The organism is Bifidobacterium ruminantium DSM 6489 (genome assembly GCF_000770925.1).
Taxonomy (GTDB): Bacteria; Actinomycetota; Actinomycetes; order Actinomycetales; family Bifidobacteriaceae; genus Bifidobacterium; species Bifidobacterium ruminantium.
The window spans coordinates 1-26,094 of record NZ_JDTK01000018.1; the positions used below are offsets into that span (position 1 = coordinate 1).

A 26,094-nucleotide genomic window follows, 5' to 3' on the forward strand; every position below is an offset into this window, starting at 1 on the left:
CCAAAGTGCGCAACTTTTCGGGCACTACCTCCCGACTTGCCGGCTTGCCGTGTGTGCGTCACAATGTGAGGTAACCATCCGAAAAGAGGCCGTCATTAAGTGCGGAATGTGAAAGCCCAGCTGGAAGAAGAGCCTGTCCGCGCGCACGAAGGGACGCGCCATCCGTGCGGTCAAGCGGGCGCTGATCCCCGGCTACGGCAAGAAGGGCATGGGGTGGCTGCATCCCAAGCGCAAGCTGTACAACGCCATCTACAAGAAGACCACGTTCAGCCTGTTCGACCTGTTTAAGTAGTCGGTAATCGGGTAATCGCTAGAACAGATCATCATGCGACCCGGTCCGTGTGAGCACGAGTTGCAGCTCCTGCTTCTCCACGCGATAAATCACAAGCCAGTCACCCTCGATATGGATTTCGCGATATCCTTTCCAATTTCCAGTCAGCGGATGGTCGCGGTATTTTGTGCTGAGTAGTTGCTTGTTCTGAGCCATGAGTGCGTCAATGGCTTGTCTAAGCTTATCGGGGCTATAGTGCTTTTTGAGCAGAACCTTGAAATCCTTCTTGAACTGTGTTGTACGAAAAACCGACTTAAGCATCCAACAGATCCTTCATCAACGCATCCGTGCTGGTGAAGGATTCGCCGCTATGGTTCTCCGCTTGGCGGCGTGCCTCAATGCTGGTTGGATTGTCCCTGGTGATCTTGAAAGGCATGCCGTTTTCACGGATTGACTGGCGCAGAAAGATGTTGATCGCCGTTGACAGATCCATGCCCATATCGGCATACAGTTCCTTTGCCTCTCGCTTGATCGCTGGGTCCGTGCGGAAACTGATCGTCGCAGTGTCGCTCATAGTCGCTCCTCATCATATGCAGGTGACGGTTACAAGCAATTGTAGTGCGAATGTCATGCTGTTGTCTATACACAAGATCACGCCATACGGGAGCGCATTCCGTATGGCGTGATCTTCTATGTTCGTAATATCGCGTCCATACTTCGGGAAAGGGCGATCGACGTTTTGGAATCCATGCTGGCAAGCGTTGCGGTCATTCCTGCAAAGTGAATTGGAAGGGGCCGTCGGCGATGGAACCGATGCGCATGCGGGCGCCGAACCGTCCTTCACGCACAGGAACATTACCTGAGCGCAACGCCTCGTTGAACCGAATCCACATCAGATTCGCATGCTCGTCATCGGCATCATGGGATACCAGCTGCGGCCTGCCGACCGCGGGACGCCGCAGTATGGTGAGTGGCTGTGGAATCGACAGGATCTCGCCGTGCATTTCCTGAACGGACGACGACAGTTGGCCTTGCGGACCGTCGAAGCAGCGCAAGGTGAGCACACGATGCGCCATCCGTGCAAGCGTTCCCTCATCATCATCAGGTTCCACTTCAATGGTCAGCACCAATCCGGGCCCGATCTGCACCATGTCGAATGTCGGATCCGGTGTGCCCAACTCGTTCAATACGATGGCGCTCGCCTCGGACACGCGTTGCAGGGAAACTTTCATAACGACCAAGTGTACGGCAGCGGATCGGACGTTCGTTGCATGGAAAAAACGGCTGGACACCGGTAGATTGGGGTGTTATCTACCGGCGTCCAGCCGTTTTTCCACGAGTCGGATGGCGTCAGCTCTTTGCGTCGAACTTCTGCGCTTCCGGCACGGAGCCCAGCGATTCCTCGTTGTTGTTCCATTCGGTGGACCAGCCGTCCACGAACGCGCTCTGCACCTTGTCCCACTTGCCGGTGCCCTGTGCGTATTCGACCAGCGCGGAGGCGATGTCGTCCTGCCACTGCTGATCCGGAATGGTGAAGCTACGCACTTCGGTCTTGCCGTCATTGCTGTAGGCTCGGGCAGCCTCGGTCAGAGGATTGTCCGGCTGGTAGTCATCGGTGAACGTGGTGAATGGCACGGAGAATCCCATGTCCTTGGACAGGATCTTCTTGGCCTCGTTGTCGGTGATCATCCACTTGATGAAGTCGAGCGTGGCCTTCTTGTCCTTTTCGGAGGCGTTCTTGTTCACCGCCCAGCTCGCGTCATACACTCCTACGGGGCCGCAATCCTCCTCGCCCTTGATGCCCATGTAGTAGGGGAGCATGCCCAGGTCCTCATCGGCCACGTCATTGCCCTTGATCTGCGAATACGCCCACACGCCGTTCGGGTAGAACGCCACCTGGCCGAGCGCGAATTCGGAGGTCACGTCATCGTAGGTCTTGGAGCTCACCATGCTTGCCTCGGTCGGGCTGGTCTTGAGCTGCAGGTCGAACATGTCCTTGTAGTTCTTGAGATACGTGCCCTTGATGGTCTTCGAGAACGTGGTGTTCGCGTCCCGATACTCGTAGTAGAGCGGCAGACGCGTCATATGCGCAGCGAATCGGTACGTGTCGGAGGCATCCAAGCCCGGGGTGGCGAACGCGCCGTCGACGCCGAGGTCGTCCTTGTGCTGCTCGATGGATTCGGCGACCTGCTTCAAGGTCTTGTAGTCCTTGATGTCATCGGCGGACTTGATCACCGCATAACTTTTGGCGCAATAATCCTTGATGATCTTCTTGTTGTAGATGATGCCGTACCATTCGGCGGCGTACGGCAGGGTGTACGAATTGCCGTCGATGGTGTACGAATAAGCCTTGCCGGTATCGTTGAGCAGTTTGAACACGTCGGTGTCCTGCAGCGGTTCGACGTACTTCTGGTACTTGGCGAACTGGTCGAAGCCGGCGACGTTGAACATGGTTGGTGCGTTGTCCTTGGCCAATTCGGATTTCATGGTGGCGTCATACGTGCCGGCGGCTCCGGTCTGGATGTCCACCTGCACGCCGGTCTTCTTGGTGTACATGCTGGCCAGTTCCTTGTACTGGTCCACGACCTCGGCCTTGTTGTTCATGAAATACACGTGGCCCTTGCTGGAATCGGCGCTGCTGCCGCCGCAGGCCGCCAGCGATGTTCCCATGGCGAGCGTCGCCGCGATGGCGACGATTCGTGTGATGTTGCGGTTCATGATGTGCTCCTTTGCTTGGTTGTTGAATGCGAATTGCGGTTGATGGGGTCCGGTCAGCCGAGCGCGATCCACGCGGTGGTGTCCTGCGGCAGACGGCCGTCGTCGGTGAGGGGTCCGGAGACGAGCAGGATATCGCCTGCCGGCAGTTCGGCCGGTTCCGCACCGAAGTTGGTGACGCTGGCCCAGCCGTTGGCCCTACGGAAGGCGATGGTGCCGCCGATGTGCCCCTCGGCGCCGTCCGGCTTGCCGGAGGACCGGTCGCAGTCGAGCCAGGTCAGGGTCGTGTCGGCCGTCATCCATTCGTGACGCAGTCCGAGCGCCTTGCGGTATAGGTTGAGCATGGAGCCGGAGTCCGTGTCCTCCCTGTCTACGGCGTAGTCGGCGAACCATTGCGGTTGCGGAAGATGCGGCTTCTCGCACGGATCGCCCGCCTGGCTCGCGTCCACGCCGGCGCCTTCATGCTTGGTGGCGGGGGAGAAGCCGAAGGTCGGCGTCCCGGCCTTCCAAGGCAGCGGGACGCGGCAGCCGTCGCGGCCCTTTTCGATCTGGTCTCGGACGCGGTTGAACGCGGTCGGATCCTCCAACTCGTCCCACGGGATGTCGGCGACCTCTGGCAGGCCGAGCTCCTCACCCTGGTAGATATAAGCGGAACCTGGTAGCGCGAGCTCCATCAGGATGGCCGCACGCGCACGCTTCGTGCCGAGCTCGCGATCCTCATGGTAAGAGGTACCGTTGCGCAGCAGCCAATCCTTGGCAAGTTGGTGGTGGGCTGCAGCCGGCACCTGCGGCAGCCCATAGCGGCTGACGTGGCGGGGATGTCGTGGTTGCTCATTACCCATGTGGAGGTGGAGCCGGAGCGTTCCGCAGCGGCGATGCCTTCTTCGATGGCGAGGTGCATGTCGTTGCGAATCCAGTCTTTCTTGGCGAATTCGAAGTTGAACACTTGGCCGAGTTCTTCGGGCGAGGCATACCGGTATTGATGCTCCGGAGGTACCCAGGCTTCGGCGACGGCGAATGCCGGCGGATCATACTCGTTGAACACCTTGCGCCATTCGCGATAGATGTCGTGCACTTCGTTCCTGTCATACAGCGGATGCGTGCCGTCGGCGCAATGCATCTCGCCTCCGATGATTTTGAAATCATCGAGATCGTCACGGTCGAGATCCTTAGCCAGGCCGTGCGCCACATCCACGCGGAAGCCGTCCGCTCCATGGTCGAGCCAGAAGTGCAAGGTCTTGATGAAATCGGCGCGCACGTCCGGATTCTTCCAATTCCAATCGGGCTGTTCGACGGTAAACATGTGCAGATACCATTGTCCGTCGGGCACTCGAGTCCAAGCGGATCCACCGAAGCTGGCAATCCAGTTGGTGGGTGGCTCGTCGCCGTTCGGTCCTTTGCCGTCACGGAAAATATAACGGTCTCGTTCCGGTGAGCCGGGGCCTGCGGCAAGCGCGGCCTTGAACCATTCATGCTGGTTGGACGAGTGGTTCGGTACGATGTCGACGACTATTTTGATGCCTGCCGCATGTGCGGTTTTGGTGAGATGGTCGAAGTCGTCCATGGTGCCGAGTTTCGGGTCGACGTTGCGGTAGTCGTCCACATCGTATCCGCCGTCTGCCAGTTGAGACGGATAGAACGGGCTGAGCCAGATGGCGTCCACGCCGAGTCTTTTTAGATATGGGATTTGTTGTGCGACTCCTGCGATGTCTCCGAGGCCCGACCCGGTTGTGTCTTTGAACGAACGCGGGTAGACCTGATAGACGACCGCCTGCTTCCACCAGAGTGATGGATCGTCGGCGCTGTGGTGGTTGATGGCTTCATCGCTCATCGGGATGCTTTCCTTCATCTCCGTACTGAGGGGGTATGGCAGCGCTTTCATTAGTTCATTCTATTGAAAACGCTACCGTTTAGGGGCTGAGGTTTGGCGCCTCGGCCGATGTATTGATGATTAAAATGATAGCGCTTACATTTATTGTAGGCAATCTGCTTACCTGTTCAGCGTGTTTTGTTGAAAAATCAACGATTCTGCTATGATGTAAGCGGTAACTTTCATATGAATCAAAAGGAGCGATCATGGCGCGTGCGACCATCGCCGACGTGGCGAAACTTGCCGGAGTCTCCCAAGCGACGGTCTCCCGCGCGTTGCGCGGGGTCGACAAGGTCACCCCGGCCACACGCGCCAAAGTCGAGCGGGCCGCGGACCGGCTCAACTTCACCCTTTCGAAGAACGCGTCCTCCCTGGCCTCCGGCAAGACCATGAGAGTCATCCTGCTATGCTCCGGCAAACTCAACGAATGGTTCAACGCCAATGTGCTGCAGGGCGTGTACGAGGTGCTGGGGCCGGAAGGCTATGACGTGTCCCCGTCGTTCATCGTCGATAAGAAGGAGTCGGAGCGCTACTTCGCGCAACTGCCGAAGAACCGCAATGCCGACGCGATCGTCATATCGTCGTTCCAGCTCGACGAGACGGCGCGCGCGGAGCTACGCTCCACCGACATGCCCACGGTCGGCGTCAACATCCCCGCCGCGTCGTTCTGCGACGCGGCCATCGGCATCGACAATTTCGACGGTATGTTCAAAGCGGTTCGTTTGCTCAGATCATTGGGGCATACACGCATCGCATTCCTGGGCGACTACATTCCTGACGACATGGTCTACAGCACTAGCCAGCGTACGGAGGCGTTCCTCGAAGCTGCGGAAGAGAACGGGTACGACGATGGTGACGCGGCGGTCATCTGCGCGGACGAGCATGGCGTCACGCTGTCGAAAAGCGACCTTGCCGCCCAACTGGTGGCCAAACTGCTGTCACTGCCGAATATGCCGACCGCCATCTGCGCCGAAACGGACCAAGTGGCGATCGCAGTGGTCAAGGAACTGCGCGAGCAACGGCTGCGGGTTCCCGAGGATATCTCCGTCATCGGATTCGACGACGCCGACATCGCGCAGGTGGCCGACCTGACCACCATCCGGCAGGACCCACTGGAACTGGGGCGCAACGCCGGGCGGAAAGTGCTGTCGCTCCTCCGCGGAACACCATTGAACCCGGCCTATGAATCACAGGAGGCAGCACTGGTGCTGCGGGGGACCACGGTGCGTCTGCCCGCGGATGCGCGCTGATGGCGGTTGAACCGCGCGCCATACCCCCGAGATGATATGGAAGATGGATTGAAGTCCGTACTCTGTCTCAGCATGTGGCCCGTCAATCGATTGATGTCACATCGGAATAACTGAAAAAAACAACTTAAGCGAAAAGTCCGATCAATTATCCTGTACAATCCGAACATATTGGCTTCAATGAGAAGAAGACAGATCGTAAGGAATAATCGATGGGGAATTACCTGCGCAACGACGGGCCGTATGGGCCCATGCCGAACGGTTCCGTTCATTGTGCTCGGCGTCATCCTGCTGCTGATGGTCGGCATGTGCGTCTCATGTTCGGTGATCGCGGGCAATTCGGCCAGCAAAGGCATGCAGGTGCTCAGCGAGAAGCAGGCGCAATGGTGCCAGATCAAGAACGCGCAGCCCACCGAAGGCCTCGACTCCGAGAAGGCGGTCAGGGAGGCGGAACGGCTCACCGACGTGCACAAAGGCGAGTCGCGGTGGTCGGTCTGCTCCACGCTGATGGGCGAATACGATGAGCAGACCGCCACATGGGCGTTGGGCCAGGTCGACGTCGACTGGGGTCGCAACGCGTTGCAGTACGCGGAATTGAACGATCTGAAGGACGAGGATCCCGCCGACGACAACGGCAACGAGATGATCACCATGAGGCTGAAGATAGCCGGCTTCACGCAGCAGCAGATCGACTACGCGAAAGCGCATTGGGACGAGACGATAGGCGACGGCGACACGAAGGACGCTACGCCGCAGCACGACGAGCATGGCAGCGACGAGGAGGACGACAGCCTGTGAGCACTCCGAATCCGTACAATCCGAATCCGCACGGCGGCAATCCTTACAATCCTTACAATCCGAGCAATCCACGGTACGGCGCGCCCCGGCAAGGCAATCCGCAGCATGGCATGCCACCGTACAACAGCTCCCAACGCGGCCAATACGGCCAACCATACGGCCAATACGGTCAGCCGCGGCGGCCGGAACCACCCCACATGCCGCAGATGCAGCCGAACCTGCCATATGGCCAGCCGCCACGCAAACCACGCAAAACCATCGGCAGCGGTGGAACCGTGGCAATCGTCATCAGCGCCCTGCTCGTACCAGTCCTACTCGTCGTCCTCCTGTTCGGCGGAGGCCTCATCTTCTACAGCAAGAAAATCGACGAAGCCACCGCCGACGGCGGTTCACGCATCGACGACAACAAGCCCAAGGCCGGCAGCATCGACGTGTGGTACAACATCTCGGAACGACCGGACTACCAAACCACCATCGACTACATCCACAAACTGGCCAAAGAAACGAAACAGGCCGTCGAGGACGACGAAAAAGGCTTCCTGAAGGACAACGACCTGCCCTACAACAAAACCAACAGGGAATACGTCGAAGCCTACGTGCACATGCTCCAGGCATACGACGAATACAAAGCCAAGGACAGCGAACTCAACAGCGTCGACATCCAGGAACTGGACGACATGATCTCCTACCGCAAAACCCAAGTGGACCAGATCGTGGAACAATTCGACAAGCACGAACGCCTAGGCGCGAAAATCGTCGCCACGGACGAGGAAGGCGGCAAACGCGACGTCTACACGGACACCCGAACCAACATGCGCAAAGCATGGGACGAACACGAACAGCAGGTCGCCCAATACCAATACAACGGCAACGATTGGATCGGCGCGGCCAAAGAGGCCGCACGACTGGCCGGCATGGAAATCGACTGGAACATCTATGACGCCGACAAAGTATGTACGCCCCAGGACTACACCTACGTGCAGGCGCTGTACTGCCCCATGACCCCGAACCTGATATACGCCAATTCGAACCAATCCCACTGGGACACCGCGTACGCATTGGCGACGATAAAACACGAGATCGCCCACCACGCCATCCACATGCGCTGCGGAACCTCCTCGCCGCCAGTCGTCATGTCCGGCCGCACGGACCGCACCGAAGCGGTGACCAGCAGTTACGCGATCATGTTCCTCGGCGCCGACTCCGGACAGCTGAACATGGTGCGTGGAGACCAATACCGCTTCGACGACGAATCAAACGCCATGGCCGCGAAAATCCACAACAACCAATGCAAGGTGGAATGACGACGGTTGTAGCCAACGCCGCCTAACATGCATAACGGAAACGACGCCGGACACAAAAACCGACGCCGCAAAAAAGACAAAAAGGAATGCACGGAAAGGCGGTTCGAATCGATATGGGCGGCAACAGCACCGACAACAAGCGGCCGACGGCAACAAAAAACGTGACACCCGCAGTCACCCCATGGGGCAAAAACCGGGTCAAAAACACCGAAACCGGCAAACACGTGCTCATCATGCCAGGCATCGGCTACACCGTGGACAGGCCGCTGCTGTACTGGTCGGCGCAGGCGCTCGCGGCCAACGGCTGGTTCGTGGACCGGCTCGACCTGAAACTGACGGAAAGCGTCGAATTCCCGGAAATGATCGCATGCATGGAACGCGTGGTGGACGAATGGCGCGACGCCGCGATCAAACGCGCCGCCGAATCCGGAGAGGAAGCACAACTGCTGGTCGTCACCAAATCACTGTCCACACTCTCATACCCGCATTCCGCGAAACTCGGCCTACGCGTCGTACTGCTCACCCCGGTACTGAACCCGCCGCCATTCGACAAGCACAAGTCGATCATCCCCGCACCTCTCCCAGGAGCGGCAGGAAGCCCGATGCCACTGATCTGCGCCGGCGACGCCGACCCCTACTACGACGACGCCAAAGCGCATCTGCTCACCGACCACGTGCGCACATACGCCGGCGCCAACCACTCCATCGAAGTGCCCGACGACTGGCAGACCTCACTCGACTACCTGAAACAGGTCACGCAAGCCATCGTCGACTACGCCGGCTGAAAAGCCGAAAACTAAGCAAGGAACAGGCCAGCCATGCGCATCATACTGCAGAAAGTAAGCCAGGCATCCGTCGACGTGGTCGACGAAACAAGCGGAAAACCCGACACCACATTCGAACCGCAACACATCGGCGCCGGCTACATGCTGCTCGTCGGCGTGGAAGACGCGGATGGAACAAAACAAGTGGAATGGCTCGCCCGAAAAATCACTAACCTACGCGTCTTCGAAGACGACAACGGCAAAATGAACCACTCCATCCACGATGTGAACGGCAGCATACTATCAATCTCCCAATTCACACTCTACGCGGACATACGCAAAGGCAACCGCCCAAGCTTCGTAAAAGCCGGCGCCCCAGACCACGCCGAACAAGTATGGCACCAACTCAACAACGCCCTACGCGCCCAAAACCTCACCGTCAAAGAAGGACGATTCGGCGCCCACATGCGCATAAGCCTCACCAACGACGGCCCAGTCACCATCATCCTCGACACCGACGAACTCGGCATATAAAAAGCAAAGTTCAGCATATAGAACGCGCCACCAGCACCAACACCAGAACACACACAACGCATATCCTACCGTTGACATAGGGTTAACCGCATGGGAACAGGGAACGAACACAAACTCATCGTCAACTGCCTACCGTTGACCGACACCGAACGCGCACAATTCACACACGCCGCCAAAAACACGCCACAAGAATTCATAGGCGACCCAACACAACGCGGCAACATGACATGGACAGCCGAAATCCCCGAAAACCTCAAAACCAAAGCCACCGCAATCATCGGCAACATCCCACCCGAACAATGCGCACAATGCCCCAAACTCGAATGGCTACAAACCTGGAGCGCCGGAGTCGACAAATACCAACAACCCGGCATCCTACAACCCGGCTCCATGCTCACCAACGCCACCGGCGCATACGGACAAAGCGTCTCCGAACACATGTTCGCCATGATGTGGGCCATCATGAAAAACCTCCACATCTACGCCGCCAACAACCCACAAGCCACATGGCACGACGCAGGCCGCACCATCAGCCCCAACGGCAAAACCGCACTCAGCATCGGCACCGGAGACATCGGATCACACTTCGCACAACTCTGCAAAAACACCGGCATGACCACCATCGGCATCCGCCGCAACACCACAATCAACACACCAGGCATCGACCACATGGTCGGCATCGAAACACTCGACAACGTCCTCCAATACGCCGACATCATCGCTATGAGCCTCCCCTCAACCCCAGCCACACACCACCTACTCAACACACAACGACTCACCAAACTCAAACCCAACGCCATCATCCTCAACGCCGGACGAGGAGACGCCATCGACAACCAAGCACTCGCCAAAGCGCTCGCGAGCGGCGCGATCCGCGGCGCCGGGCTTGATGTGACCGAGCCGGAGCCATTGCCGGCCGAATCGCCGCTGTGGCGCGAACCACGGTGCCTGATCACTCCACACGTGGCGGGCGGCAACCATTTGGAAGCCACGGAACGGCGCATCATCGCCATCGCCTTGGGCAATGTGCGCTGCTATGCCAACGGTCAGTCGCTCGACAACCGCATGCCGCTCAGGGGATGACTGAATAAGGATGATGGAAAAGGAAACCCGAAAGGGAGGACCGATGATGCGGGGGTGTGCGGAAGTTCTTCAGTTGTCAACTGAATGGGCCGAATCGGACGTCCTCTAAGATGAACCGCGTGGAACATCTGACTGAAGAATTACTCGAACGACTGCTGGAAAGCTCCGACATCTCCGACTATCTCGACAGCCAGGCCGTTGTGGAAAGGGAACTGCCCGATTATCTGTTCGCGCTCATGAAGGCGCATAATCTCAAACGCGCCGACGTGGTGCGTGGTTCGGGTGTGAATGCGACGGTCGTCTATGATATCTTCGCCGGCAAAAGCAAACCGGGGCGCGACCATGCCATCATGATCGCCTTCGGGCTCGAATGCGATCTCAGGGAGACCCAGAGGCTGCTGCGTCTCGCCGGAGTGGCGGAACTGTGGTGCAAGCAGCGCCGAGACGCCATCATCATCTGGTGCATCAACAAGGCGTTCGACCGTTTGGCCACCGACAATGAGCTGTGCCGTATGGGGGAGCGCCCGCTGTTGCAGACGAACTGAGTTCGGGGGTTTGTGCGCGTGTTCGCATCCGACATGATGCGCTCCCGGCAGTATCATCAACGGTATCATTGAGAATGGTTCCGGCGTGTATCGAAGACGTCGGTCGGGGCGTGGAACGTCGGAAGGTCGGGGAAATCATGGATGACAAACAGGTCATGCACGCCATGAGCCTTGATGACGCCTACCATGTCGACCAAGTGCTCGCCCGCGGCTCCGGAGGCGTCACCGAACTGGTCGGCATCGGGGGAGCCGGGCCGTTCGTACGCAAGAAAATCCCTCTTCAACTTGCTCGCCGCAATGTCTGGTCGGCGCTCGGTGAATGTTCCAGCCCACGTCTGCCGCGCGTCGAAGCCACCTACGAGCTGCCGGATTGCTTTGTGGTGATCTACGATTACGTGGCCGGCGAATCGCTTGAATCCGTGGTGTCGAAACGTGGCAGAATGCCGTTGGACGTTGCGGTCACGGTGATGGGTCAATTGTGCGAGGCGGTCGGCGAATTGCACGCGCACGGCATTGTGCATCGCGATATCTCGCCGAAGAATGTCATCATGGCGTCCGATGGGGCTCATCTCATCGATCTGGGCATCTCGCGTATGCACGCTGAGAAGCCGGTGGAGCACGACACGACGATTCTCGGCACATGGGGTTTCGCGCCGGCCGAGCAATACGGCTTCGCCCAGACCGATTCCCGTTCCGACATCTATTCTCTTGGACGGTTGCTTGGCTATCTGCTGACGGGCGTGTATCCGACCGACAATGATTACGAGCGTCTGCTGAACGACGACGATGTGGTCGATGGTCATACGCGCGCCGTGATCGCGCGGGCATGCGCGCTTGAACCCAGCGCACGACAGCAGACGGCCATGCAATTCATGGACGAGTTGACGGGACGCGCGCAAGCGCCCGTTGCGCAAAAAGGGGCGCGGTCAAGCGGCATGGATGGACACCATGTACGGCGTGGCGCGGGAAGCCTTGGAACGGCAGCGCGGCATCTGCGCGATTCGGTGGTCGCCTTGCCGATGTCCACGCGCGTGGTGGGCGTTATATCGATGCTGCTATGCGTCGCGCTGGTTGTGGTCCTGTGCGTCGGTAGTATCGGACGGCCGGGACATGACTCGGCGGAGCCGAAATCCTCCGGAACGTCGTCAAGTACGGGTGAATCGTCCCAACCGCATGCCGAAAAGCAGGAACAGTCCGACACGAACGTTCCATCGGCCGGGATGGACAATGATGCCCAGCAGCAAAACGTCAAGCTGCTGGAGATCGGCGAAAGCGGATGGTACGCGCGGGACGGATACGTGAACTACGCGGTTGAGCTGCGTAACACCAGTGCCGATAAGGGGGTTTCTGCCCCAGAGGTTTCCATCGTGGGCAAGGACAAGGACGGCAAGATCCTGTTCACCGACAAGAGCATTGTCATCCAGATTGACGCGGGACAAACGGTATGGGTTGGAGGCAGCGCCGGAGACGGCGGCGAAAACCCCGTCACGGTCGAATTCAAGACGGTGGAATCCTCGATGGGCCAATATACATCTGAAGGGGAATGGTCTTTTTCCTCCGATTCGCTGAACATCAGCAAATCGGAGGACACCACGAATTTCACCGGAGAGTTGCGATTGACGTCGCGCACGTCGGGAATCATATACAGCAATGTGAAGCTTGCTTTGGTGCTGCGCGACAAGAACGGCAGGATCGTGTATGGGGATATGGAATTCGTGCCAATGCCGGATGAGGGGGAGCCCCGAGCTTTTTCGATTACGGAAATGAACGACGAGATTCCCAAATACGCGACGTTCGAGGTGTACGCGCAGCCGTGGTGACGTCGTAGACGCGCAGCGCTTGGCGGCCATGCCATATGCGCATCATGCGAATCGCATGCCGTTATGAAAAAGGTGTCGGATGGAAAACCATCCGACACCTTCGTGCTCCAACGGCCTGCATTGGCTATTCGCAGGCCACTCCGTCATGGTCGCGGTCCAACTGGGAACGGTATCCGGGCTGCCCCTGATAGATCGGCGCAGCTCCCGCCTCGCGGGCGGCCGTGCAGTTCTGGTAGTAGACGCTCTGCTGCTGCGGTTGCGGGGCTGGCGTCGGTTCAGGGGTGGGGGCTGGAGCCGGAGACTGGGTCTGCGTCTGCTCGGTCGGCTGCTGCTCCTGCTCGGCTGGTTGTTCAGTCTGCTGTTCAGTCTGCTGTTCGGCTTGGTCCGGCTCTTCTGTGGTCTTTTCGGCCGTAGGATTCCCCACTCCCGTGTAATCGGGGACGGTTTGCGTCGGGCAGGAGGACAGTATCTTGGCCATGGCCTTCTTCTCCGCCTTGGTGACCCACAGCGAATACTTGTGCTTCACTCCGATCTGACGTGCCGCATACTCGCAACGGAAACTCTTGTTGGACGGCAGCCATGTAGCGGCATCACCATCGGATTTCTTCTGGTTGGCGCGCCCCTGCACGGCCAGCAGATTGTACGGATCGTTCGCCAGCTCGGTGCGCTTCGTCTTGCTGAGTTTCTGCGCGCCCTTCTGCCAGGCGTCGCTCAACGCCACCACGTGGTCGATCTGCACGGCCGTGGAGGTCTTCTTGCCCTTCTTGAACTTGATGTCCTTGCCGGTGTACGGGTCATGCAGTGTGCCGGACTTCACCACACACTTATGGGTGAACCACTTGTATTTCACGCTGGTCAGGTCGCGATTGAGGATGTCGTTGCGGGTGTCGCAGCCGTTATGATCCACATCCGCCCAAGCCTTGCCGAACTGCGTGCGCTTGTATCCCGTCTTAGGGGCGCGTCCCTTGACTTCCAGTGTATCCAGTACCTCGGTAGCGGACTGTCCCGCGCCGGTGCCATCGGTCGGCTCGTCGGCGAACGCCGAGCCGACCGGCAGTCCGACCAACAGGCTCGCGGCCAACAATCCGGACAGTATGGTCGTCATCGTTCCATGTCGTCGCATGGTATGCTCCTTATCTCAAACCCTCCAGTTCTTCCAGAATATCCCTTTGATCCCGGTTGAATCGCCTGCGCGTTGAAAGGTGTTTCCGCCATGGTCAAGGCTTGCGGCGAGAATCGGGCGTATGACAAACAACAACAAGGCAATCAAACCAGAACTTCTCACGCGGTACGCCAAGGATTTCAATGCGGATCGCGCCAATCTCGTGGCCGCCAACGCGGCGGTCTCCGCGGGCGTGCTCGAAGCCGCCACCGACTACAAAGGGCAGCGTTCCCTGCCTCGTGACTTCTCCATCGAACTGAAGCAAGGTTCCATCACCAATCAACGCCGTTCCGGTCGTTGCTGGATGTTCGCGGCTCTCAATACCCTGCGTTATGAGCTCATGCATAAATGGGGGCTCGACGACTTTGAATTCTCCGAAACCTACCTGTTCTTCTGGGATGCGATGGAGAAATCCAACACGTATCTTGAGAACGTGCTCGCCACGCTCGACGAACCGACCGACAGCCGTCTGTTCCAGGAGATCAACTACGGTCCGGCCGATGACGGTGGTTGGTGGCAGATGTTTGCCACGCTCGTCGACAAGTATGGTCTCGTGCCGAAGAGCGCTTATCCGGAATCCGCCAATTCCAAGGATTCCGACGCGTTCAAACAGTATCTCAACAGCAGGCTGCGCCAATTTACCGCGGACCTGCGTGAACGTCATGCCGCTGGAGCTTCGATTGACGAGTTGCGGTTGGTCAAGGAAGACGACATGTCCACTGTGTACCGCATGTGTGCGATCGCATTGGGCGAGCCGCCGGAGAAGTTCGATTTCTTGGCGCGCGTGAGCGATGACGACAAGAAAGATGAAAGGAAAAACGCCGAGAAGGCCTCCGAAGACAAGTCCGACAAGCCGAAGACCGGCAAGGATGAGCGCAGGCAGATTCGCGAGACTGGCATCACGCCGATGGAATTCTACAAAAAATATGTGCCTGTCGACGTCGATGATTTGGTGACGTTGTGCAACGTACCGATGGCATCCCGTCCATTCAACATGCGTTATCGCATCCGTTACACCGCAAACGTGGCCGAAGCAGAGGATATGGAGTTCGTCAACGTGCCGCTCGACGTGTTCAAGAAGGCTGCTGTCGACCAGATCAGCGCCGGCCATCCGATCTGGTTCGCCTGCGACTGCACCCAGTTCGCGTTACGTTCCGCCGGCTATTTCGATTGCGACAGCGTGCGCGTCGATCAGCTGTTCGGCACCGATTTCGATTTCGACAAGGCGCACGGCCTCGAATACGGCGACAGCCCGAGCAACCATGCCATGACCATCACCGGCGTGAACCTTGACGAACAGGGCAAGCCGAACCGCTGGAAGGTGGAGAATAGCTGGGGCAAGGACAACGGCGTGGACGGCTACTATGTGGCATCCGACGCATGGTTCGACCGCTACGTGACCGAGATCATCATCCGTAAGGAATACCTCGATGACGCCACCCGCGCTTTGCTGACCACCGAGCCCGTGGAGCTCGACCCGTGGCAGCCGCTGACCAAGCGTTGCCGCTGACGCGAAGTCTCCGACACATGTTCCGCGAAGCCGTGGTCCGGATTCAGGCCACGGCTTCGCTGTTCCTCTGGGCTGGTACAGTGGCATAAGAACAAATGTGCGAACGATTGGGGTTCAGGTGACGGACACTCTGGCATGGCTTTCCGACGAATTGCGCAGCGAATGCGGACAGCCGGTGCTGCAGCGCGCTCGTGGCATAGTCAACCAATGGCGTTCCAAAATGTCCGACCTGCATTGCCTGACCGATGGCTCCTCCGACCGCATCACCCTGCATGCCAGCGTGCGCGGCACCACCTCGCCGTCCAGCCGGTATGAGGTGCAGGCCACGATCGACCTCGGTGATAGGCTGTTCCTGGCGCGATACTGCTCGTGCCCCGCGTTCGACGGATCCCAGCACGGATACGGCACCCGTCGGACCTTCGACTACCACAACAGTCCGAAATACCGCAGTTTCGATGACGATGACGATTACGACTACGTCGACGATTATGACGATTTCGGCTCCGGTGCGACCTACGGCCACGTGGCCGACGATGACGTCCCCGCCCGTTCCGACAGCCGCCGTTACACAGGCATGTGCAAGCATGTCGCCGCCGTGCTGCTGCTTTTCCTGCAGCAGCCAGAACGATTCCAAGGTTTCCATGCGGCCGCTGCCACGCCCCGCGATCTCGCCGATGCTATGTGCTCTCTCGACGCGAGCAACGGCAATGCCGGAGAGGGCGCCCAACTCAAGGTTCTCAAACGGATCGTCGACGCGAAAAGCCGGCTGATCGCCGAACAGCGCGGCGTTTCCGGACAAGGCGTGGCCCCCGGAGTGAAACGCAGGACGAATTCACCGGTTGACGTCATGCCGGGAAGCGTGCATCTCGATCCCACGCTGGCCTTCGTTCATGATTCTGTATGCCTGTCGCTGCATATCGGCTGCGCCGACGTCGGCTACGTGCTCAAAAGCATCTCGAATTTCGTATCCGACATGCGGATCGGAAGATACGAATCATACGGCAAGAAACTTGCGTTCACCCACACGCCGGGCATGCTCGACCCGTTCTCCCTGAAACTGTTCCGCTTCCTGCAGCAGGTGATCGACTCCCGTGCGGCCGCGCAGCTCCAGAACGGATACTATTACGGCGGAACGGTGCGCGTCGATCGCGAGCTCATCCTCACCGATTGGGAGGTCTGCGATCTGCTTGATCTGTTCCGTGCGGTGACACGAGACGAATACGAGGAACGTGAAACGAAGACACGCGCGCTCCTGCGCGAGTCGGACACCCAAGGATTGAGGCGACTACTCGTCGAAGACGCCGAACAGGCCAGAAAATCAGGTCCGAGCCATATCCAACTGGTCAATGAGGGAGGAGAGCCGTTCGGCCTCGACATCATCGACGGCGACCCCGACATCATGCTGAACGCCTCCTATGTGCGTGAGGGCACGGCATCCGGAGTGCGCATCACCTCGAACCGTGTCATCGAAGATGTGATTCAAGGGCGCGCAGGCTTCTACATTCTGAGCCACGAACGGCTTGACGACCACGCGGATTCGGACAAGGTGAGCATCGACGGATTGTTCAGATGCACCGGCAAACTGCGCCCCGCATTGCGGGTGCTGCCCGATCTGTGCTCCGGAGACCCTGACGGCGTGTTCATCTCCGAAAACGACTGGCCCATGTTTGTCCGGACCATCGTGCCGAAACTCACCGAAGCCAGCATCGGATTCGACATTCCGCAGGAGGTGGCCGATGCAGTCGGCGCCGACTGCCAGATCGAATTCTATCTGGATCGGGACCTGTACGGCATCACCTGCGAGGCGGTGGCGAGATACGGCGATTTCGTCTTTCAGCTGGTGCCGACTGCCAAGGAGCTGCGCGGCGTCATCAACCCCGATTCACGTTCGATGGCATCGCGGGTCAAACGCGATCCGTCGCGCGAATCGTTCGCCGTGCAGGTGGTGCGACAGCTGTGCCCGACGTGGAGTTCCGTCGACGTGGCACGTATCAAGGAGGAAGACGAGCAGGCGATTCTGCTCATGCTCACCGACGGCGTCGACATTCTCAGATCGGTCGGCCAGGTGTTCTCCACGGCCGCATTCGACGGTATGATGCAGCCGAATCCACCAAGCGTGAAAGTGGGACTGTCCATCGATTCAAACCTCGTGGAGATCTCGCCGATCGCCGACGAAGTCCCGATGAACGAAGTCGGCGCGCTGCTGGATTCCTATCGCAGGAAGCGCCGCTACCACAGGCTCAAAAACGGCACGTTCGTGGATCTGAAGGAAGCCGACCTGCGTGAACTCGACCAAGTGGCCACGGATCTTGACCTCGACGAGGAAACGCTTGACTCCGGAACCATCAGAATTCCCGGATACCAGGCCTTCCTGCTGGACTCCCAAGTGGGCGACGAGGACAAGAGCCCCTCGTTCGTGGATTACGTCAACGATGTGAAGATCATCGACCCGAAACGATATGAAGTACCTGAACGACTCAAGAACGTGCTCCGCCCATACCAGGTGGAAGGTTTCCAATGGCTGTCCACCTTGTGGGACAAGGGCTTCGGAGGCATCCTCGCCGATGAGATGGGTCTGGGCAAATCCGTGCAGTTGCTGTCGCTCGTCGAAGCGCGCAAGGGACGTGGTCCCGCGCTGATCGTCTGCCCGGCGTCGCTCGTCTACAACTGGGCCGCGGAATGCGAGAAATTCGCAGGCGATCTCATGGTCGAAGTCGTCGCCGGCACGAAGGCGCAGCGGCGCAAGGCCATCGCATCAGTGTCATCGCGATCCAAGAAGGGGCATGATGATACGGACAGCGGCACGCCATACGACGGCGCCGACGTGGTCATCACATCCTACGACCTGCTGAGACGGGACGTGGACGACTATGCTGCCTGCCATTTCGCGATGATGGCCCTCGACGAGGCCCAGTACATCAAGAACCACGCCACGAAACTGGCGAAGGCCGTCAAACGGGTACCGGCCGACCATCGCTTCGCGTTGACCGGAACGCCGATCGAGAACCGGTTGAGCGAACTGTGGAGCATCTTCGACTTCCTCATGCCGGGACTGCTCGGCACATACGCGAAATTCCGCGAGAAGTACGAGCAGCCGATCATGGCGCCCGGACCTGAGCATTCCGTCATGGCGGACAAGCTGCAGGCACTGGTCGGATTGTTCATCAAACGGCGTCTGAAGAAGGACGTGCTCACCGACCTGCCTGACAAATTCGAGAACGTGATCACCGTCAAGTTGGAAGGCGAGCAGCGCAAACTCTACGCCGCACACGAGCAGCGGTTGCGGGCCACGCTCACCAAAACCGCCGATGCCGACTTCAACACCAAGAAGATCCGTATCCTCGCCGAATTCACGCTGCTGCGCGAGATATGCTGCGATCCACGGCTGGTCTACGCAGACGCGAAGAACGCCTCCGCCAAACTCGACGCCATCGCGGAACTCGTGGCCACATGCATGGACGAAGGCAGGAAGGTGCTCGTGTTCTCGCAGTTCACCTCGTTCCTCGAACTCATCGGCGTCAGGCTCGCCGAACAGGGCGTGGACTATTACACGATCACCGGCGAGACGCCGAAGAAGCGCCGTGTCGAGCTGGTCGACGAATTCAACGGCAACGACGTGCCCGTGTTCCTCATCTCGCTCAAGGCGGGCAACACCGGGTTGAATCTGGTGGGCGCCTCCGTGGTGGTGCACGCCGACCCGTGGTGGAACGCGGCCGCGCAGAACCAGGCCACCGACCGTGCGCACCGCATCGGCCAGACGCAGGATGTGAACGTGTATCAAATCGTCGCCAAGGACACCATCGAGGAACGCATTCTGAAACTGCAGGAGAAGAAAACCGAATTGGCGCAGCAATTCACCGACGGAACCGCCTCCGGAGGCATCGGAACGCTCGGCAAGGACGATCTGCTCGGCCTGCTGTCGTAACATGCGGCGGGAGCATGACGGGCGCGCTTCGCGACAGACGCGCACGACATCCCTCCCGTTTCGAATCGTAGGACGAAACCGTCCGACGGCTTGCGAATATCGCAGGGTGGGCGTATATATGGACAGGCAAGTTTCAGGGAAGGTGAAATTCCTTACTGGCGGTAACGGCACGACCGGCATCCATAACGGTCCCATGCCGAAGCCCGCGACCCGCGAAAGCGGCTGATCCGGTGAAAATCCGGAGCCAACGGTTACAGTCCGGATGGAAGAAACGGAGCTCAACATGAGTGTATCCTCTCCTACCAATACAGCATCCGACCAAGCCGGCAAGCCGCTGTCCCGCCCGGACAACGCCCATTCCACAGGAGTCGCCGATTCCGGACGCTGGTCCACCAAGCGCATCGCCATGTACGCGCTGTTCGTGGCGCTGTCCATGGCCGTCAGCTTCATCGAATTTCCTATCATTCCGGGCGTGCAGTGGCTCAAATACGACCCATCCGGCATCGTGAGCCTCGTCGCGGGCTTCGCTTTCGGACCGGCGGCCGCGGTCATCGTCAGCGTGCTTGGATTCATGCCGCACCTGTTCACCAATCCGTGGGGAACGCTGATGGCCGTGCTCGTGGCATTGGGGCTGTCCGTTCCGGCGTCGCTCATCTACAGAAGGAACAGGACCCGCAAAGGAGCGTTGATTGGCATCATCGTCGGCGCCGTGGCGGCGTTGGTCCTGGCCATCGTCGGCAACGTCATCGTCACGCCGTTCTACGCGCACATGACCACCGCCCAGGTGGTGGCGCTTATCGTACCGGCCTTGCTGCCGTTCAACGCGCTGAAATTCAGCATACACGGCGTGGTCACGTTTCTGATCTACAAGCCGGTCTCCAACCTGCTGAACCGTTGAGCCCCGTTCGACATCGAATGGAATGAGCATGGAGGAACCTTCCGCATCCGCCGGAAGGTTCCTCCAGCCGTTTCGGGAAGGAAGACCTCCATGGATTCGATCAATACGCCGATCGTGAAACTACGCGATGTGCGCTTCACCTACGATGGTGGCGCCACTTGGGCGCTCGACGGAGTCAGCCTCGACATCCGACGCGGCGAACGCATCTGCCTGACCGGACCGAACGGGTCGGGCAAGACCACGTTGTCGCGGGTGATCGCGGGATTGACAGCACCCGACGAAGGACATGTCACATTGCTGGGCAACGCGGTGTTCGACGATGCCGGAGCGCATGCCCAAGCCTACCGCGCGGCGCGGCGCGGCATCGGCGCCGTGTTCCAGAATCCCGAGGATCAGATCGTCACCACGGTCACGGAGGACGATGTGGCCTTCGGCCCGGAGAACCTCGCGGTCGCGCATGACGAGATAGGCAAACGTATCGCCGGCTCATTGGACGCGGTGGATATGGGGGATTCCCGGGCTTCCGATCCGACGCGTATGAGCGGTGGTCAGCAGCAGCGCGTCGCCATCGCAGGCATGCTTGCCATGAACTCCGAGGTGCTGGTGCTGGATGAGCCGACCGCCATGCTTGATCCGTCAGGCCGCGCCGACATCATGCGCGTGCTGGACGAATTGCAGGAACGGGGAACCACCGTCATCCTCGTTACCCACCATGAGGATGAGCTCGACCATGCGGATCTCGTGATCCGATTGGAATCCGGCCATATCGTGGGAGACGGGCCGGCCGGGGAAAGCCTGCGCCTGCCGATACGCTCCGTCGGCCTGCCCAAACGCGTCCTGGAGCCACGAGGCGAGACAATCATCGACGTGAAAGATCTGTCGTATCGTCACGCGGGTGCCGAACACGACGTGTTCGACCACCTGTCGTTCTCCATCGGCAAAGGCGAGACCGTGGCGCTGATGGGGCATAACGGCGCCGGCAAAACCACGTTGGCACGTCTGCTGTGCGCGTTGACGAAACCGAAATCAGGATCGATCGCGATCGACGGCATCGCCGTGTCCGCAACGAAACGCAACGGCACGGTGAAAACGCTCAGCCGCAGGAACCGTGCGAAGCTGCGGCGCACGGTCGGCTATGTCATGCAGCATCCGGAGCGTCAACTGTTCGCCGAGACCGTGGCCGAAGACGTGGCGTACGGCCCCTCCAATCAGGGGTTGGAGGCGTCCGAAGCCGCCGACCGGGCCATGCAGGCCATGAGACTGCTGCATATCGAGCATCTGCGCGATCGTTCCCCGTTCGATCTGTCGGGCGGCCAGCAACGTCTGGTGGCGATCGCCGGCGTGATCGCCTGCGAGCCGAAGGTGCTGGTGCTGGACGAGCCGACCGCCGGACTCGACGAGGAGGCCATCGCACGTGTGCATGGTCTCATCCACGAGCTCAAATCGCGCGGCGTGACCATGCTGGTCATCTCCCACTCGCAGGAGGAGGTGAATGAAATCGCCGATCGGACCATCATACTGGGGGAGTCCACGGCAGTGCCGTCCACCGGTTCGGCGGCAATGGGAACGGAATCTTCCACAGGCCAGGACAGGATGGACGACGGAACGCGCGACGCGGTCGAACGGCGGACCTGGCTGGAACGCCTCGACCCGCGCGTGGGCATGCTGTCCGCATTGGCTCTCATGTTCTCCGCATTCGCTATAGGTTCGTTTTGGCAGCTGCTGCTCGCCGTGATCCTCATCGGCGCGGTCGTTGTGACGGGACGCATCGATGTAGGCCGTCTCATCGCCTCGGTGCACGTGTTTCTGGCGATGTTCGTCTTCTGCGGCCTGCTCAATGTCTTCTTCGTGCGCACAGGAAACGTCGTGACGAATATCGGACCGATTCCTATCACCGACGACGGCATGCGCATCGCGGTGCTATATGCGTGCAGGTTCGCCGTGGTCATCGTCATCGGCGCGATCTTCCTTGATTCCACCACGCCGACGGCCATGACCGACGCGTTCGAATCATTGCTTTCGCCATTCGCCAGATTGGGCATGCATGCGCAGGAGACCGCATTGGTGATGAGTCTCGCCCTGAGATTCCTGCCGACGCTCGGCATGGAGGCGAAGTCCGTCATCGACGCGCAGGCGGCGCGAGGCGGAGGCATCGAAACCGGATCGTTCGCGAATCGTGTCAAGGCGCTGGCGGCGATTGTCGTGCCCGTGTTCGCCGGCGCGATCCGTCATGCCGACAATCTGAGTCTCGCGTTGGATGCGCGATGCTACGAGGAGGGTATGGCCCGCACGCATTGGCGGGTCATGCGCATGCGCCGCGGCGATGTCATCGCATGCTGCGTCGTCATCGCGTATCTTGTGGTGTTGACGGCATTGGGCGCGCTGATGTGACCCAGCCGGGCAGCCGGGACGTGTGTGTCCGCATTGGTGTCTTCACGTGTCCCGGTGGCGTCGTTCGCCCCTGACGGTTTAAGCTGGAAGCCGGCAGATATGCCGACGGAAAACAAGGAGCCGACGATGACGTCAAGAATATCCAAAACCATCGAACCGTTCGCATTGGTGCACATTAATCTGGTCACGGGAGACGAACGCGGTACCCTGCTGCCGGATATGATGATTCTCGTCGGCGCGCATGGACGCATCGAAACCGTGGCACCGAGTGCCGACGTGCCGGTGCCGAATGAATACCATGTCCTTGACGGCACCGGAAAATACGTGATGCCGGGACTAATCAACGCGCATACGCACCTGTTCTCGCAAGGACGTCCCCTCAATCCGAAAATGGCCACGCCAAAAGGCCAGCGCATCACCGCGGCCATCGTGCATTCGCCGGTCGGCAAGCCATATGTGGCGGCCACGGCGAAAAACAGTGTGCGCACGCTGCTGGAATCCGGCGTCACCACCATCCGCACCTTGGGCGACATTGCCTACGAGGCGGTGGCGTTGCGTGATGACATCGCCGCCGGCGAGGAGGTAGGCCCGCACATCCTCGCTTCGGGACCGCTGCTGGCCATTCCGGATGGACATGGAGCCCCGCTGATCGCATTGGAGGGGGAGGCGCCCCAGGACATGCGCGCAAACACCCGCCGCAACATCGCCAATGGCGTGAACGCGGTGAAGATCGCGGCGACTGGAGGTGTCACCGATTCGCAGGTGCTGGGTGAGGCCGGCGCTCCGCAAATGACAGTCGAGCAGATGCGCGCCATCTGCGATGAGGCGCATGACGCCGGCATCCTCGTCGCCGCGCATGCGCAAAGCGCGGAAGGCGTGCGCAGGGCGTTGGCCGCCGGCGTGGACACCATCGAACATGGCAGCAGGCTCGATGATGCGCTGATCGAATCGTTCAAACACAATCCGAACGCGCTGCGTGGATATTCGGCGTTGATTCCGACGATTTCCGCCGGATTCCCTCTACATGCGTTCGGTCGCGACGTGACCGGCATCACCGAAATCCAAGCCGAGAATTCGAGGACCGTGGTCGACGGGATGCTTGCCGGCGCCCGCGCCGCGCATGAGGCCGGCGTGTTGGTGGGTGTCGGCACGGACACGGCCATGACGTTCGTCACACAGTACAATACTTGGCGAGAACTGGCGTTACTGGTCAAATACGCTGGATTCACGCCCGCCGAAGCGGTGCGGGCAGCCACCCGGACGAATGCGAGGATCCTCAACGTATCCGGCATCACCGGCTCGCTGGATGAAGGCAAGTACGCCGACATGATGGTGCTGGACTCGAATCCGCTGGACGACCTGTCCACTTTGGCGCATCCGAAATTGGTCGTCGCCGGCGGACATCCCGTGTGGCATCCCGCGCCGAAGCGTTTCGACGACATCGACCGTCTGCTTGACGAGGCGATGCGGCGCGAGGAGTGAAGGCATGTTTTACCGTCCTCACGCTAGGCTGGGGCGGGTACTTACAGATAGGAATGGAAGAACATGGCACTTACCAAGAAGCAGGTCAAGCAGCTGCGCGGCCTGGCCACCAAGCTCAATCCGCTCATCCAGGTCGGCAAGAACGACCTGAGCGAGAACGCCGTCAAGCAGGCGGACGAGACCATCGAAAAGCGTGAGCTCATCAAGTGCTCCGTGCTTGACGGCTCCGGTCTGACGGCCAAGGAGGCCGGCGAGGAGCTTGCCGAAAGGCTCGGCGCAGAACTCGTCCAGGTCATCGGAAACCGTTTCGTGCTTTACCGCCGTTCCAAGCGAGACGACGTGGAGCATATCCGTCTGGTGCGCGAATAGTCGACAGGCGACGGCTGGTCGCGCATACGACCTTGGAAATGTCGTTTCGTATGGGAGCCGCAGTGGTTCTTTACGCGAAACGACATTTTCATATCACGGGACGTCATTTTTCGTAGGGGGTTTCGTCGAGCTCGACGAGTCGGATGGCATTCCACAGCGTGGGCGAAGGGAATGGCATCCATGGTTGAGGGCGGGTGCAAGAATGGAACGCATGACTGAAAAGCATGTTGCGAAGAAGACCATCGAGAAGCTGGCTATCGTCGTGGTGACCTACAAGCGTCAACAGCTGCTCGCCACCCTGTTCGAATCCATCGAGAAGCTCACCGTCGCCCCATGGCGCATCGTCATTGTGGACAACGAGCATTCCGAACAGACCCGTGGCATGGTCGAGGAATTCCGCACCAAAATCACCGGACGGTGGGGTTCCACTGTGGCCGACCAGTCCGGCAACGAAAGCCGCGTGGTCTACGCGCCGCAGACCGAGAATCTCGGCGGAGCCGGCGGATTCTCCGCAGGTGTGAAGAAGGCCTACGAGCTGGGCGCCGAATGGTTCTGGGTCATGGACGACGACGTCGCCGTCATGCCGGAGGGCATCGAACGCCTCGCCAAGTGGACCGACCGCCATGACGTGATCCAGGGTAGCCGTTACGACTACGACGGCGGCCCGTTCTACTGGCAGTACGATTTCATCGTTCCACTCGGCATCCCGAATCCGATTGCCCCGTCCGCATTCGGCCCCGCAGGCTACCGTGTCATGGACACGCTGTGTTTCGAGGGCGGCCTGTTCCGCCGCAACATCGTAGAGAAGATTGGCTTGCCGGATCCCCGCTTCTTCATCTACTGGGACGACACGATGTACGGCTATCGTGCCAGCAAGGTCACCAACCCGATCGTGGTGCCCGACGTGGTGCTGCGCCGCACGCGCGAGATCGGCAACTGGGACATCGCCGGCGTGCGCCAGCTCAACTCCACGTCCGACATGAACCGTTACCACATCATGCGCAACCGCGGCTACATGGCTCGCTATTTCATGACGTATGGCGACTATCGTCCGCTGCTGTTCGGACTGGGCACATTGTTGACTGCGGCGAAGGAGCTGATCCGCCTGACGATGGTGGATCGTGAGCATTTCAGGACTGGCATCGTGCAGATCGCCAAGGGCTGGTGGGATTCGCGCAAGCTGTTGCATGATCCGGACTGGCGTCCGATGCCTCCGCTGAAGTGATCCGCCGGATCGTTTCCATTCGTTCGTCCCGTGTCGATGAAGTCACCGGCACGGGACGAATTCGTTTGCAAAACGTACTATTGCGATGTTCACTAAGTTAAGCATCGCAGTTTATGCAATCGCTCTCACCGATTATGCATGTCGTGCGCGTTTTTTGGCTATATTGCGAGTTACCATGGCA

General features: G+C 59.5%; 20 protein-coding genes, 1 pseudogene and 1 riboswitch. Of the genes and pseudogenes, 15 read left to right on the plus strand and 6 right to left on the minus strand.

The annotated features are described in order from the left end of the window. Positions 1-310: 310 nt before the first annotated feature. From OU26_RS07285 to OU26_RS09530, 5 genes and pseudogenes are all read right to left on the minus strand, one after another. A complete protein-coding gene (locus OU26_RS07285; RefSeq protein WP_026646972.1) occupies positions 311-592 on the minus strand; it encodes a type II toxin-antitoxin system RelE/ParE family toxin in 282 nt (93 codons plus the stop codon). After that, complete coding sequence (locus tag OU26_RS07290) at positions 585-845, minus strand: type II toxin-antitoxin system RelB/DinJ family antitoxin (RefSeq protein WP_026646971.1); 261 nt, start codon at positions 843-845, stop codon at positions 585-587. Before OU26_RS07290 ends, OU26_RS07285 begins: the two co-directional genes overlap by 8 nt. A 193-nt stretch (positions 846-1,038) precedes the next feature. Next, complete coding sequence (locus OU26_RS07295) at positions 1,039-1,503, minus strand: D-aminoacyl-tRNA deacylase (protein WP_026646970.1); 465 nt, start codon at positions 1,501-1,503, stop codon at positions 1,039-1,041. A 118-nt stretch (positions 1,504-1,621) separates the two neighbouring features. Continuing rightward, a complete protein-coding gene (locus OU26_RS07300; RefSeq protein ID WP_011743336.1) occupies positions 1,622-2,989 on the minus strand; it encodes an ABC transporter substrate-binding protein in 1,368 nt (455 codons plus the stop codon). A 53-nt stretch (positions 2,990-3,042) separates the two neighbouring features. Continuing rightward, positions 3,043-4,817, minus strand: a pseudogene (locus OU26_RS09530) (glycoside hydrolase family 13 protein). Positions 4,818-5,062: 245 nt separating this feature from the next. Between OU26_RS09530 and OU26_RS07310 the strand changes: the two are divergent. The 8 genes from OU26_RS07310 to OU26_RS07345 all read left to right on the plus strand — a co-directional run bounded on the left by OU26_RS07310 (position 5,063) and on the right by OU26_RS07345 (position 12,951). After that, complete coding sequence (locus OU26_RS07310) at positions 5,063-6,106, plus strand: LacI family DNA-binding transcriptional regulator (RefSeq protein WP_026646969.1); 1,044 nt, start codon at positions 5,063-5,065, stop codon at positions 6,104-6,106. A 240-nt stretch (positions 6,107-6,346) separates the two neighbouring features. Continuing rightward, complete coding sequence (locus OU26_RS07315; RefSeq protein WP_026646968.1) at positions 6,347-6,901, plus strand: hypothetical protein; 555 nt, start codon at positions 6,347-6,349, stop codon at positions 6,899-6,901. After that, the gene (locus tag OU26_RS09720) at positions 6,898-8,205 is read left to right on the plus strand and encodes a proline-rich domain-containing protein (RefSeq protein ID WP_026646967.1); all 1,308 of its coding nucleotides are present in this window, start codon (positions 6,898-6,900) and stop codon (positions 8,203-8,205) included. The genes OU26_RS07315 and OU26_RS09720 overlap by 4 nt, the downstream gene beginning before the upstream one ends. Before the next feature lie 113 nt (positions 8,206-8,318). Further along, the gene (locus tag OU26_RS07325; RefSeq protein WP_051592986.1) at positions 8,319-8,990 is read left to right on the plus strand and encodes a hypothetical protein; all 672 of its coding nucleotides are present in this window, start codon (positions 8,319-8,321) and stop codon (positions 8,988-8,990) included. Positions 8,991-9,023: 33 nt separating this feature from the next. Continuing rightward, positions 9,024-9,503: a D-aminoacyl-tRNA deacylase gene (gene dtd, locus OU26_RS07330; RefSeq protein WP_026646965.1), complete on the plus strand. Its 480-nt coding sequence runs from the start codon at positions 9,024-9,026 to the stop codon at positions 9,501-9,503. 90 nt (positions 9,504-9,593) lie between these two features. Continuing rightward, complete coding sequence (locus OU26_RS07335; RefSeq protein WP_026646964.1) at positions 9,594-10,586, plus strand: D-2-hydroxyacid dehydrogenase; 993 nt, start codon at positions 9,594-9,596, stop codon at positions 10,584-10,586. 119 nt (positions 10,587-10,705) lie between these two features. Then, positions 10,706-11,131, plus strand: a complete 426-nt coding sequence (locus OU26_RS07340) for an XRE family transcriptional regulator (RefSeq protein ID WP_420312130.1) — start codon at positions 10,706-10,708, stop codon at positions 11,129-11,131. A gap of 137 nt (positions 11,132-11,268) precedes the next feature. Beyond that, on the plus strand, positions 11,269-12,951 hold the full coding sequence (locus tag OU26_RS07345; RefSeq protein ID WP_026646962.1) for a serine/threonine protein kinase: 1,683 nt from the start codon (positions 11,269-11,271) through the stop codon (positions 12,949-12,951). Between the two features lie 124 nt (positions 12,952-13,075). On the opposite strand, the gene OU26_RS07350 is transcribed toward OU26_RS07345, so the two are convergent. Beyond that, complete coding sequence (locus tag OU26_RS07350; protein ID WP_026646961.1) at positions 13,076-14,056, minus strand: GmrSD restriction endonuclease domain-containing protein; 981 nt, start codon at positions 14,054-14,056, stop codon at positions 13,076-13,078. A gap of 139 nt (positions 14,057-14,195) precedes the next feature. Between OU26_RS07350 and OU26_RS07355 the strand changes: the two genes are divergently transcribed. The 7 genes from OU26_RS07355 to OU26_RS07385 all read left to right on the plus strand — a co-directional run bounded on the left by OU26_RS07355 (position 14,196) and on the right by OU26_RS07385 (position 25,913). Further along, entirely contained in the window at positions 14,196-15,623 is a 1,428-nt protein-coding gene (locus tag OU26_RS07355) for a C1 family peptidase (protein WP_026646960.1), read from the plus strand. 118 nt (positions 15,624-15,741) lie between these two features. Further along, positions 15,742-19,548: a DEAD/DEAH box helicase gene (locus OU26_RS07360; RefSeq protein ID WP_237743741.1), complete on the plus strand. Its 3,807-nt coding sequence runs from the start codon at positions 15,742-15,744 to the stop codon at positions 19,546-19,548. 125 nt (positions 19,549-19,673) lie between these two features. Further along, positions 19,674-19,826: riboswitch (FMN riboswitch) on the plus strand. 5 nt (positions 19,827-19,831) lie between these two features. After that, entirely contained in the window at positions 19,832-20,446 is a 615-nt protein-coding gene (locus tag OU26_RS07365) for an ECF transporter S component (protein ID WP_026646958.1), read from the plus strand. A 90-nt stretch (positions 20,447-20,536) separates the two neighbouring features. Beyond that, on the plus strand, positions 20,537-22,837 hold the full coding sequence (locus OU26_RS07370; protein WP_026646957.1) for an energy-coupling factor transporter ATPase: 2,301 nt from the start codon (positions 20,537-20,539) through the stop codon (positions 22,835-22,837). Between the two features lie 126 nt (positions 22,838-22,963). Continuing rightward, on the plus strand, positions 22,964-24,319 hold the full coding sequence (locus OU26_RS07375; protein ID WP_026646956.1) for a metal-dependent hydrolase family protein: 1,356 nt from the start codon (positions 22,964-22,966) through the stop codon (positions 24,317-24,319). Between the two features lie 63 nt (positions 24,320-24,382). After that, the gene (locus OU26_RS07380; protein WP_026646955.1) at positions 24,383-24,688 is read left to right on the plus strand and encodes a YhbY family RNA-binding protein; all 306 of its coding nucleotides are present in this window, start codon (positions 24,383-24,385) and stop codon (positions 24,686-24,688) included. Positions 24,689-24,899: 211 nt separating this feature from the next. Then, a complete protein-coding gene (locus OU26_RS07385; protein WP_026646954.1) occupies positions 24,900-25,913 on the plus strand; it encodes a glycosyltransferase family 2 protein in 1,014 nt (337 codons plus the stop codon). Positions 25,914-26,094: the final 181 nt, after the last annotated feature.